The following is an 11,153-nucleotide window of genomic DNA, read 5'->3' as shown; positions in this document are numbered from 1 at the left end:
ATCAAAAACTTGATATAATCAATCAGTCTTTAAGCTTAATCTTAACTCTTAAATTGAATTGAGCTAATAATTAATTTTAAACTATTTGATGGTTACAATAAGTTACCGCTGATTTTGGTTGGCATCCTTAAAAGTCGCAAATAAAAAAGTCATAATTTCTTCACAATTATCTACTCTCATTAACCTTATCAATTGTTTTTAATTAAACTATAGTATCAAATAGCTTGGCAGTTTTACAAAACTACTTTTAGCGGTAAGTACCTAATCGTTTAATATATTTTAATGAATCAAATTTTTAAAAAACTTTTTGTTGTAGCCATACTAATTTTAATTAGTATAATTTCTGCCTATTCACAAAACCAAACTTATTGGAACAATAAAACGCAGTTAATTCCTTGGAGAATGCCTTTAAACATTCAAAAATCAAACTTTAAGATGGTTGATTTAGATAAAGACGGCGACCCAGACTTGCTTTACTATACCATTAGTAATGATGTGCCAGTGGTTTGGATTGATGATGATGATGATATGAAATGGACAGATTTAGAAGGCGATGCAGATAGTGATTGCCTTTTAATTGACAGAAACAAAGATGGAATATTTGCTGGCCCTTTAGATTTTAGTATTGATTGGTGTGATGAGGATGGGGATGGCAAAGCAGATTTGCAGGTTATTGTAAATAACGGAGCAATTGATAAAAGAAATGCTTTTGATTTTGATTCTGAAATTATGTATGTGTTAGATACAGATAAAGATCAAATCATGAATTATATTGATTGGAATACCATTTCTATGCTTGCCTGGGAACATAATGGGCATGCAAACTTTTTTGAAGACTATCATGGTAATACATCCTTCATAAAAACCCATGCCTCTAGTTTCAGAATTAATAACCTAAAATACGGATGGGAAAATCCTTTCCATTTTTACGATTATGATGGTGATAATTTATCGGAAATGGCTATAAGATTTGTGAATACGCCTACTTTTCGTCCTGCCGATAATTCAAATCCAATTTTTAAAAATATTGATAAAGAACGTGATCTTCATTTTAATGGGATGATGGATTATGTAGGAATTACATGGGATTTAGATAACGATAACAGTCCAGCAAATGAGTTCGATTTCGATATGAGTTTGCTCTTAAAAGGTAATGGTTTTGATTATTCTAAACAGGTTAACAAGTTTAAAAGTTTAAAAGGTTTGGGCAAACAAGCCGATTTTTTATTCTACGATAAACGCTGGAGAGAATTAGATACGCTGATTTTTCCAAATAAAGATAATGCCTGGGACTTAACCTTTAAAAAAGGAGATTGGAACTATGCCAGTTTAGTTTTTGATGAAGATGATGATTGTAACAGATGGGAGCGGGTGGAGTATTATGAGCCTAAAGATTTATTTAAAATGGGTGCTAACAAAGGCGGTTTAGATAACAATCCGCAAGCCGATGTAATAGGTGATAGAGGAGAATTTGATACTGACTTTTCTGGAAAAGGTAAACTTTATATTGGGTCTTTTGATGGAAAGGTCCATTTGTATGGTGCTGAATGGGGTGCTTGGAGAGTTGATCAAATTGCAAATTCTTTTCAGGGATATGGAGGTTTGTACGATAGGTGGAAAGGCAAAGGAAGAATGCAAATTCAGCCAGATAAATTTGCCCTAATTAAATATGAAGACACTGACAACAATGGTTTTATTGATAAAATTCTTTACGATTTGGATGGAGATAAAATTTTTGAAGATAGTGTTTCATTTAGCAAAATAGGAATAGATGATAAACAAACCACTATAGAAAGTGAGTCCTTCACTTACCAAAATGGAAAAGAAATTTTTAAGACTATAACAGATAAAAACTGGTCGAGAGCGCAAGAAATTATCGCCATTGCAGAAAAGGCAGGTGTTAACACTCATTGGTATAACTTCTATAAAACACCATTGAGCCTTCATCAAAAATACGATTACGCCTTTTGGCTTAACTTCTACATTTATAAAGATTTAAGGCAGCATTACCTTCAAAAAAATAACACAGAACTGGTGAATAAACTAGATAAAGCTTATTACAGCGGTAAGTGGGAAATCATGAATAATTAATTACCTAATAAACAGCACTAAAACTCAATTTCAATACATAAAATCCAATTTAATTTATGCGAAAATTAAAAATATTTCTACTTCTACCTGCTTTAGTAATCTGTTTTACATCAGTAAATGCACAAAAAGCAATTTATTTAGATGAAAATCAGCCAATAGAAAAAAGAATCGAACACGCTTTATCATTAATGACCGTAGATGAAAAAGTAGCTTTATGTCACGCTCAATCAACTTTTACAAGTGCGGGCGTTCCTCGTCTTGGTATTCCTTACCTTAAAATGAGTGATGGTCCACACGGGATAAGAGCAGAAGGGAATTGGGATGGATGGAAAAATGCGGATTGGACAATAGACTCTTGCTTGGCTTTTCCAGCTTTAACTTGTTTAGCGGCAACATTTAATCCACAAATGTCTTTACTATACGGAAGATCTATAGGTGAAGAAGCTAGGTATAGAGAGAAAAATGTGCTTTTAGGACCAGGAGTTAACATTTACAGAACACCCTTAAACGGACGAAATTTTGAATACATGGGTGAAGATCCGTTTTTAGCTTCGATAATGGTTGTACCTTACATTACCGGAGTTCAAGAGAATGGTGTTGCTGCTTGTTTAAAGCATTACGCCTTCAATAATCAAGAAAAAAATAGATTTTTTGTTGATGTTGATATGAGCGATAGAGCGATGCGAGAAATTTATTTACCTGCTTTTCATGCTGGAGTAACCAAAGCAAAAGTATGGTCGGTGATGGGTGCTTATAATTTGTTTAGAGGGCAATATTGCAACCAAAACGATTTGCTGTTGAACAAAATTTTAAAAACCGAATGGAAGTTTGATGGTGCAGTAATATCTGATTGGGGTGGAGTACATGGTAGCAAGCAAGCCATAGAACATGGTTTGGATATAGAAATGGGTACAGGAACCGATGGCTTATCATCTGGAGCTAAAAATGTATATGACTACTACTACATGGCTAATCCGTATAAAAAAATGCTAGCAAATGGAGAGGCATCTGTAGCAACATTAAATGATAAAGTAAGGAGAATTTTAAGATTGATGTACAGAACATCAATGAATAACGATAAACCTTATGGAAGTTTTGTCTCAGAAGCTCATTCAAAAGCAGCAAAGCAAATTGCAGAAGAGGGTATAGTATTGCTAAAAAATCAAAACAGTATTTTACCTCTAAATTTAAATGGAATAAAGAAAATTGCAGTTATTGGCGAAAATGCAACCAGAAGTTTAACCATTGGTGGAGGAAGCTCTGGCTTAAAAGTTAAATATGAAATATCTCCTTTAAAGGGAATTCAAAACAGATTTGGCAGTCAGGCTCAAATCAATTACCAAATGGGTTATGCCGCTGGTGAAACGGCCTATCATGTTAATGATGAATTTCCTTCTAAATTAAATGCTGATTCTTTAAGAAAAGAAGCTATCAAGCTAGCTGCCGAATCTGACCTTGTCATATTTGTAGGAGGTTTAAACAAAAACAGTTTTCAAGATTCGGAAGATGCTGATAGAAAGACAATGGATTTGCCTTATAATCAAAACTTATTAGTTGCAGAAATTGCAAAAGTGAATAAAAAAGTAGTAGTGGTATTAATTAGCGGAAACGCTATTACTATGCCTTGGTTAAATCAAGCTTCGGCGGTTGTACAATCTTGGTATTTAGGTAGCGAATCCGGAAATGCAATTGCATCTATTTTATCTGGAGATGTGAATCCGTCAGGTAAATTACCTTTTACCTTTCCTAAACAATTAAGCGATAACGGCGCTCACTCCTTTGGCGAAATCAGTTACCCAGGTGTTAATTTAAAGCAATATTATAAAGACGATATTTTGGTAGGTTACCGCTGGCATGATACTAAAAAGATTGCTCCACAATTTGAATTTGGGTATGGTTTGTCTTACACTACTTTTTCTTATAAAGATTTAAAAGTATCAAAAACAGATGAAAAGAATTTTACAGCAACCTTTACAGTAACCAATACGGGTAAAGTTTATGGGGCAGAGGTAAGTCAATTGTATGTGAAAAAAGTAGGGACGAGTATTGTACGAGCAGAAAAAGAATTGAAAGGTTTTGATAAAATATTTTTAAAGCCTGGCGAATCAAAAATAGTAAGCATTAATATTGACGCTGAAGCATTTAGATACTATAATGAAAGTATCAAAAATTGGGATTCTGAAAAAGGCAAATATGAACTTCTTATTGGGGGTTCTAGTAGACAGATATTTTTGAAAGAGGCAATAATTATTTAATCCGTTTAACTAAAAAAATAAATATTGAATTGAGGGCTGATTTTTTTTAAGTTCAGCTAATGAGGTGTCACTATTATTCATCAAGAAAGTCTTACATTTTTATTTTTTTAAATTAGAAAAAAGTTTTATTTTGTTTAGTGTGAAGTTTGTCCTTGTATAGATAAATGTATTCTTCCGAATACTCTTTTTGCAGGAACCCGTACAGTTATTCGGTGGGTTACAATACTTGCACACGGATTTGTGAAAATGGGGGCGGTAGAAGTGCTTTTTTAAGCATTTGGAATTCAATATAGCACAAAAAAACATAGTTGATTAACTTTATGGACAAAGATGTAATAGAAATATTTTATCCTGAAAGCCGACAAAAATGGAGAGAATGGCTACAAGACAATCACCTTAAAAAACAATCAGTTTGGCTTATCTATTACAAAAAGAAATCAAACATTCCGACATTAATTTATAGCGAAGCGGTAGACGAAGCACTTTGTTTTGGCTGGATTGATAGCAAATCGAAACCGTTAGACGATGAGAGGTTTATGCAGTTTTTTAGCAAACGAAAAAAAAATAGCGTTTGGTCAAAAGTAAACAAAGAAAAAATTTTGCGTTTAACAAATGAAGGACTAATGACAAAAGCGGGCTTTGACATTATAGAAATTGCTAAACAAAACGGCTCTTGGACAATTTTAGACGATGCAGAAGCTTTAATTATCCCGAAGGACTTAGACGAAGAATTTGAAGAGCGACCGATTGCAAAATCTTTTTTTTTAGGATTAAGCAGGTCAGACAAAAGAAACATTTTACAATGGCTTACACTTGCAAAAAGACAAGAAACTAGACAAAAAAGAATTGCCGAAATTGTAGAACTTGCAGACCAAAATTTAAAACCAAAACAATTCCGTGGACAGAAAAACGGCATATAATAGCCGTTTTGTAAAACTTTTTGTTAAGTCATCCTCAGACATATTTATTATTAACCAAAGCAACTGGTCACTACATCAACATCATTTGATCCTATATATCAATATGGCTTTTTATATAGAAATATATACGGTTAGTTAACCAACTCAATTATTCGAATCTAATCTTATGGAATAGTTAAGAAAATTTTCTTTAGGGATTAATTTATATTAAACGAATCTAAGTATGTATTTGAATTTAATTACTTAAACTTTTTGGTTTATTTTAAATACCCATACTCTCCAACTAAGGTTTAATTGTTTATAAATGAAATAGACTAATTGAACTAAATCTTCTCATTCAGTCTCAAATAAACCTTTTTAATATCATTTTATGAATCAATCTAATATTTTGGTTGTAGGGAGTTCTAATACCGATATGGTAATTAAAGCAGCTCATTTACCTACCGCTGGTGAAACCATTTTAGGAGGAGAATTTTTTATGAATCCGGGTGGAAAAGGGGCAAACCAAGCAGTTTCTATAGCAAGATTGGGTGGTAATGTTTCTTTTATTTGTAAAACAGGAAATGATATTTTCGGAAAGCAATCCATGCAACTATTTCAAGACGAAGGTATTGAAACCTATCTTTTCTCTGATCCTAATCATCCTTCGGGTGTAGCTTTAATTACCATAGATAGTGAAGCAGAAAACTGTATAGTTGTAGCTTCTGGCGCTAATGCAACACTATCTCCTGATGACTTAAAAAAGGCAGACGGCGCAATTGCTAAAGCCGAGTATGTGATTATGCAACTAGAAATACCCTTAGAAACGGTAGTTTACGTATCAGAAAGGGCAACAGAATTAGGTGCTAAAGTTATTCTTAATCCTGCTCCAGCATGTGCATTACCAATTAATTTATTTGAGAAATTATATCTAATCACACCTAATCAAACAGAAGCAGAAATGCTTAGTGGGACAAAAGTTAAAGATTTAGATAGTGCCAAAATAGCCGCAAATATCATCCATAAAAAAGGGGTCGAAAATGTAATTATCACCTTAGGGCAAGATGGCGCTTTAGTTTTTACAACCGGAGAATTTCATCACATACCAGCAATAAAAGTGAAAGCAATAGATACTACCGCAGCAGGCGATGTATTTAATGGGGCTTTGTGTGTTGCACTAGCAGAAGGGAAAGATTTAATTGCCTCCACAGAATTTGCATGCAAAGCAGCAGCAATTGCAGTAACTAAATTAGGAGCACAATCTTCCATACCTTATAGAAACGAATTAAGTTTAAATCAAACTGTAAACTCATAATCCATGTTTATCATACAATCTTATTCCACAGCCATTTTATTTTGTGTCATTACCATGCTTTGCTGGGGTTCATGGGCAAATACACAAAAGCTAGCCAGTAAAACATGGCGTTTCGAGTTATTTTACTGGGATTATGTGATTGGTATTTTACTTTTTTCAATCATTTCTGCTCTTACTTTAGGGAGTTTTGGTACAGAGGGAAGAAGTTTTATAGCTGATTTAAAGCAAGCAGATTCGTCAAATATTGGAAGTGCTTTATTGGGTGGCGTAATATTTAATGCAGCAAATATTTTGTTTTCTGCAGCTATTGCCATCGCTGGTATGTCGGTAGCTTTTCCGGTGGCAATAGGTTTAGCACTGGTTTTAGGCGTTATCGTAAATTATTCTGCTGCTGCAAAAGGCGACCCGGTTTTGCTCTTTTTAGGAGTAGCCTTTGTGGCCGTTGCCATAATTTTTAATGCCATAGCCTATAAAAATAAAAACATAGCAGAGAAAAAGGTATCGGCAAAAGGAATTTTATTATCCTTGGTTGCTGGGGTATTGATGTCTTTTTTCTATCGATTTATCGCTGCATCTATGGATTTAGATAATTTTGTTTCTCCGGCAGCAGGTAAAATGACACCTTACACCGCCGTTTTTATTTTTTCAGTAGGGATATTTTTAAGCAATTTTATTTTTAATACCATTTTGATAAGGAAGCCGTTTGAAGGAACACCTACCAGTTACAAGGCATATTTTAACGGAAGTTTCAGCACACATTTAACAGGTGTTTTAGGCGGATTAATTTGGGGATTAGGCAACTCACTAAATCTAATTGCTGCTGGAAAAGCCGGCCCAGCTATTTCTTATGGTTTAGGCCAAGGAGCAACGCTGATTGCTGCTTTATGGGGAGTTTTTGTTTGGAAAGAGTTTAAAAATTCTTCTAAAAGCGTTAATAATCTAATCATTGCCATGTTTTTATTTTTTATTGTAGGCTTAGCTTTCTTGATTTATTCAGGAGTGTGATATTTTGAAACTGAACGCTTGATACTCAAAATAAGAATTATACTAATTTTTGTATATTCTTATTTCTTTACCTATAGTCACTTACCAATAAGTGGAGATTGGAAATGTTCTTTTACCGATTAAGAACCTTAAGTTTAAGATAAGTTAAGTGTGAAACTATTCCATACAAAGGCAAATAAAATAGATTAAATTTAAAGGTGTTGTAGAGTAAAATAAAACAAATAACACTAATAAGATTAGTTTATCTGTAAATCATATTAGATTTATAGCTAGAGTATCAAATGATGCTCGATTATTAAACGGTAAGTCATCCATTTAAATTTCTATAGAGTAAAAACCTGCATTTCCATAACCCAAAAAAGCGTCTCTAGGCACATTTAATTAGTATTGCATTTATTTGCCTAACTATACATATAAGCAAAATGTGATTAATACTCCAAAGAAAATGATAAACATTATTAGAGGCTATTAAATTTTAAGATTTTAAAATATTAGTATCAATGTAACTAACATCTTTAATAAAAAATATTGAGGTTTGGAACAAAACTCAATTGGCTATTTATGTGGAAATATTATTAATTAAATATTGGGAAAGAAAATTAGCTGTTTTAATTCACCGATTTGGACTTTAATATATTATCTCCTAAAAATATTTTGGGAGTTTTAACAAGCTTTTTATTATCTGCTTTTCTACTTGCAATTTTTTGTGATGAAAGCGCTCAAATGTACCTGGTTCATTCTATAAATACAGTAGTGCTCCAAAAGCTGTCAGCACTTTTCATAATGGTTATAATTACATTGAAGTTTTTGAGGGCTTTATGGACTACCTTAGTTACTTTAGTTTTCCTAAACCAAAAAATGAAAAACCAATTTTCTTGTTCTCAATAGTGCAAGTTTATTTCAAAGCGCAAGAGTATTCTATAAACACACAGTAAAATAAATCTTTTCTAATACAGTGACCAAACAGGTAGAAAACTAATAGCCCATGCTTTGAAACTTTCCAATAAATACGAAGATAAAAGCAATCTTTTTGAACCATAAAAAGACCTAAACGAATGGCTGATGTTAACCAAAGCTTCGAGGAATTTGAACACCAAAATCAAATTATAACAGAATTTCGAAATCATGGGTGTTTGCCCCGTTCCTACAAACGGCAAGATGTACGTTTGTATCACAACCGATTTTTTAAAGCGCCCTAACTCCGAAGTCGTGGGCGCTGGAAGCGATAAAAAAATAAGAAAGGAAGAAGATGGAAAATGAGAAAAAAGAAATCAGAAACCAATGGTAGCATTTAAGGCTTTCTGAGCGTGAGAAAATACAAATCCATAAAGCATATCTAAAAACCACACAGAGAAAAATTAGTGATTACGCTAAAAAGATTTTATTAGGAAAACCTATGATTGTAACTTATCGGAATGCTTATATGGACGAGTTGATGAATGAGATAATTACAGAGTGAAACGGAGTGCTGAAAAACTATAATTTCGCTACTGAAAGAGGAAAGAAAAGCTCAAGAATTTATTAGAAACATGAACTCTATTATCGTTTGTTAGATACCGATGGAAATAAGATAGCAGCGCCAATCAAAGCCACTTTATTTTATCCAAACCAGGGGTTAAAATTCTTAGAAAAACGCTTTTTAGAGATTGAAGAATAAAAAAAACCATATAAAAACTTACTAAAAAATAAGCTTGACCAAGTTCTAAATACCGACATAAAATCAATAAATGAGTTAAATAAAAACTCGAAAAACAGCAAGTTCAGCTGATATGCCGAACAAATCTTGAAGATATAATTTATGGTTTAACCTACATAGATCATGAAAATAAATGCCTGTTTAACGGTATCAAACTAGGAAAAATTTATAGCGCAAAAGCCATACAAGAAGGGTTTCAAATAGACACAGAGCAAAGCGTTAAGAAAACTAATTACGACTCGTCACAAAGAAATGAAAACTCAAACACCAATAATTCTCAACCATCAAATAATTTCAAAAATATTTTTTTACCGGTACTGCTTCAAGCAGAAAATTCTTATGAGCAGTTACCTTTCCAGCTCAAGAAAACACGAAAAAAGAAGAGAATAAAGAACTACAATACACATCTATAAAATAAAAACATACCACTAAGCAAATAGGAGAAAACGAACAGGCTTTAAGTAAAATAGCAGACACGAGCAGCTTTATTGCGATTACTTTATTGTTTATCAACTTGAATCTACCTTTCCATTATTTTTAATAATTGTACGATTTAGAATGAGGTTTCCAAAAGGTCAAGTAAATTATGTTTTAGCTAAGAATAACAAACTATAGTTGATTTCATTTGGCATTGTTACGATCTTTAGCATACAGGTAAAACTCTTTTTCATTTATTGCCTAATCGGATATGATTGTATGTTAGTCTCTCTTTGTCTTTTTAATAAAAAAAATGAACAGAAAAATTAAAATTACTTTTATAAAACAACTAGATTTAGTATTTTTAGTGAAGTATTTGCAAATAGTAAAAATAGTTGAATACAAGCGGTGCGAAATTCGGTGTGCAGCAAAACTGTCAACTTGTAAATTATTGATACATTGTGGATTGTGTCTAGATATATATTCCCCTACGGGCTACAAAAACTTAAAAAGCATCAATCTGATAAAGATTAATGCTTTTTTGCTTAAATAAGCATCACTTCTTAAATCTAGGTTTAAACCCTAAAGGTTTAGGAGTAATACTTTCCATGTCTAATGATGATACAATATTTTTATCATCAACACTTTCATCAGTTTTTGTAGAATTTGTAGTACCAGCCTTAAACCTTGGTTTAAAACCAACTGGTTTTGTTAAGTTTTCTTGAGCTATTTCTACAGGTAGAGTTTCTTTTTCTATAATAATTTCAGAATTCTCAACAGATTTTGTCGCACCAGCTTTAAATCTGGGTTTAAATGGCGGCGGTTTTAAAAACGTTGGTGATGGGGTTTCTGTAGGAAATGCTTCCTCTTTCTTTTCTTCAGACTTTATAACCACAGAAGCTTTAAAACGAGGTTTGAAACCAGTAGCTGGCTTTGTTTCATTTAGTATTTCTTCAGATTTAATTGGTGTTTCTTGCAGTATTTCCTTCGGCTTAAAAGCTTCTTTTAAATTATTTTCTTTTTCTTCTGATAAAGGAAAATCTCGACGAAGATTATTAAACCAATATTTTTTGGTGTGGTCAAAACTTTTGTTTCCCATTAAAGAATAATGCTCTTGAAACTCCAAAAACAAATCCGGTTTATCAGTTTGTAAAGCTTCTAAATCTATCTTTTTTTTAAGGAAAAATTCTTGGAAAGTCATTTATGCTGAGCTTTAATTTTGATATTTTTTCAAATCAAAATTTCGATATTCAAATTTTTCCAAATTAGTTTATTGCCATCATCACTCAAAATCCAATTTGCTTTTTCTTCTGCAGATGCCTGTAATAAAGATTGATACCACAATAATGGGATAGCGGTTTCCTTTCCATCTAATTCTAAAATTAAACTATCATCATTAAAAACAACCTTTAACTCTTGATCTTTTCTTCTATTACTAACTATACCCATTTAATTATTTAAAAAAATTCCGCAAT

Annotated in this window: 8 protein-coding genes; 6 read left to right on the top strand and 2 right to left on the bottom strand. The window is 32.5% G+C overall.

Annotated elements, in window-relative coordinates; genetic code table 11:
- Nucleotides 1-282: 282 nt before the first annotated feature.
- The 6 genes from A5893_RS13410 to A5893_RS18205 all read left to right on the top strand — a co-directional run bounded on the left by A5893_RS13410 (nucleotide 283) and on the right by A5893_RS18205 (nucleotide 8,825).
- Nucleotides 283-2,091: a hypothetical protein gene (locus tag A5893_RS13410; RefSeq protein WP_068823088.1), complete on the top strand. Its 1,809-nt coding sequence runs from the start codon at nucleotides 283-285 to the stop codon at nucleotides 2,089-2,091.
- Nucleotides 2,092-2,147: 56 nt separating this feature from the next.
- On the top strand, nucleotides 2,148-4,346 hold the full coding sequence (locus A5893_RS13405; protein ID WP_068823087.1) for a beta-glucosidase: 2,199 nt from the start codon (nucleotides 2,148-2,150) through the stop codon (nucleotides 4,344-4,346).
- A gap of 320 nt (nucleotides 4,347-4,666) precedes the next feature.
- On the top strand, nucleotides 4,667-5,266 hold the full coding sequence (locus A5893_RS13400) for a YdeI/OmpD-associated family protein (RefSeq protein ID WP_068823086.1): 600 nt from the start codon (nucleotides 4,667-4,669) through the stop codon (nucleotides 5,264-5,266).
- 370 nt (nucleotides 5,267-5,636) lie between these two features.
- Nucleotides 5,637-6,560, top strand: a complete 924-nt coding sequence (gene rbsK, locus A5893_RS13395) for a ribokinase (protein WP_068823085.1) — start codon at nucleotides 5,637-5,639, stop codon at nucleotides 6,558-6,560.
- A 3-nt stretch (nucleotides 6,561-6,563) separates the two neighbouring features.
- On the top strand, nucleotides 6,564-7,565 hold the full coding sequence (locus A5893_RS13390; RefSeq protein WP_068823084.1) for a GRP family sugar transporter: 1,002 nt from the start codon (nucleotides 6,564-6,566) through the stop codon (nucleotides 7,563-7,565).
- Nucleotides 7,566-8,690: 1,125 nt separating this feature from the next.
- The gene (locus A5893_RS18205) at nucleotides 8,691-8,825 is read left to right on the top strand and encodes a hypothetical protein (protein WP_262497037.1); all 135 of its coding nucleotides are present in this window, start codon (nucleotides 8,691-8,693) and stop codon (nucleotides 8,823-8,825) included.
- 1,409 nt (nucleotides 8,826-10,234) lie between these two features.
- Here the strand turns inward: A5893_RS18205 and A5893_RS13380 are convergent.
- A complete protein-coding gene (locus A5893_RS13380) occupies nucleotides 10,235-10,879 on the bottom strand; it encodes a hypothetical protein (RefSeq protein WP_068823082.1) in 645 nt (214 codons plus the stop codon).
- Nucleotides 10,880-10,908: 29 nt separating this feature from the next.
- Nucleotides 10,909-11,127 carry a DUF2442 domain-containing protein gene (locus A5893_RS13375; protein ID WP_068823081.1) on the bottom strand — a complete coding sequence of 73 codons (219 nt, stop codon included), beginning with the start codon at nucleotides 11,125-11,127 and terminating at the stop codon, nucleotides 10,909-10,911.
- Nucleotides 11,128-11,153 lie beyond the last annotated feature (26 nt).

The organism is Pedobacter psychrophilus, from assembly GCF_001652725.1.
GTDB classification, from domain to species: Bacteria; Bacteroidota; Bacteroidia; order Sphingobacteriales; family Sphingobacteriaceae; genus Pseudopedobacter; species Pseudopedobacter psychrophilus.
The sequence above is the reverse complement of the archived record's forward strand: the minus strand, read 5'-3'. Positions and strand labels throughout refer to the sequence as shown.

Excerpts from the sequence above, each read along its gene's own strand:
- A5893_RS13410 (WP_068823088.1), top strand. The coding sequence starts at position 283 with ATGAATCAAATTTTTAAAAAACTTTTTGTTGTAGCCATACTAATTTTA.
- A5893_RS13405 (WP_068823087.1), top strand. The coding sequence starts at position 2,148 with ATGCGAAAATTAAAAATATTTCTACTTCTACCTGCTTTAGTAATCTGT.
- A5893_RS13400 (WP_068823086.1), top strand. The coding sequence starts at position 4,667 with ATGGACAAAGATGTAATAGAAATATTTTATCCTGAAAGCCGACAAAAA.
- rbsK (WP_068823085.1), top strand. The coding sequence starts at position 5,637 with ATGAATCAATCTAATATTTTGGTTGTAGGGAGTTCTAATACCGATATG.
- A5893_RS13390 (WP_068823084.1), top strand. The coding sequence starts at position 6,564 with ATGTTTATCATACAATCTTATTCCACAGCCATTTTATTTTGTGTCATT.
- A5893_RS18205 (WP_262497037.1), top strand. The coding sequence starts at position 8,691 with ATGGGTGTTTGCCCCGTTCCTACAAACGGCAAGATGTACGTTTGTATC.
- A5893_RS13380 (WP_068823082.1), bottom strand. The coding sequence starts at position 10,879 with ATGACTTTCCAAGAATTTTTCCTTAAAAAAAAGATAGATTTAGAAGCT.
- A5893_RS13375 (WP_068823081.1), bottom strand. The coding sequence starts at position 11,127 with ATGGGTATAGTTAGTAATAGAAGAAAAGATCAAGAGTTAAAGGTTGTT.